The 615-nt window shown below is 36.6% G+C and carries 1 pseudogene; it reads left to right on the top strand.

Going from position 1 to position 615, the window contains the following annotated elements:
* Positions 1-166 (top strand): annotated as a pseudogene (locus R8N47_RS26440) (hydrogen peroxide-inducible genes activator); the annotation flags it as partial.
* Positions 167-615: the final 449 nt, after the last annotated feature.

The following is a 615-nucleotide window of genomic DNA, read 5'->3' as shown; positions in this document are numbered from 1 at the left end:
TCCTCAAATGGCAATCGAACACGGCTTGTTACACAACCAAAATTTGGTGGTGATCGACCCTCCTGGCCAGCAAGCGTATCGCGAAATTGGTTTGGTTTGGCGCCCTAGTTCATCAAGAACAAACACTTTTAACCAACTTGCAGATGTGGTTTCCGAACTGCTTTAGCTATTAGTATTAGCCTTTACTTCCTCACTATTTCTCTAAAAGCGCACTGGAAACGGTGCGCTTTCTAGTATTTTATTCTGTCGGTGAACTTTGACTTGTAAAATTTCACAGCTTTATTTTCGTGAAGCTTTCATAAAATTGTGAAATTTCACAATGTTCATTTTACACAATTGGCTGCGCATTGTGTTTAACCTCCGTTTAAATTCCTTACGCTAGACCTTATGAGTACAAGGTTTTCTCGCTTGCCTTTATATTCATACACCTGTTTTAAATCATATTTCATTGCAAAATTTAATGTAATTTAATTACGTAATAACTTACAAATTAGCATCAAAAATCAGTGCTTTGTTTGGTGCCGAATAAAACTTCGAATTTTGTGTTTTGTTTGTCTAGGGGGTTTCGTTAAACCCTTTGTTGATATAGCTTATGTAAAGGCTGCTAAGACTTAT

It is taken from the genome of Vibrio sp. 2132-1, assembly GCF_033344315.1.
This window is presented reverse-complemented; position numbering and strand designations above follow the sequence as displayed.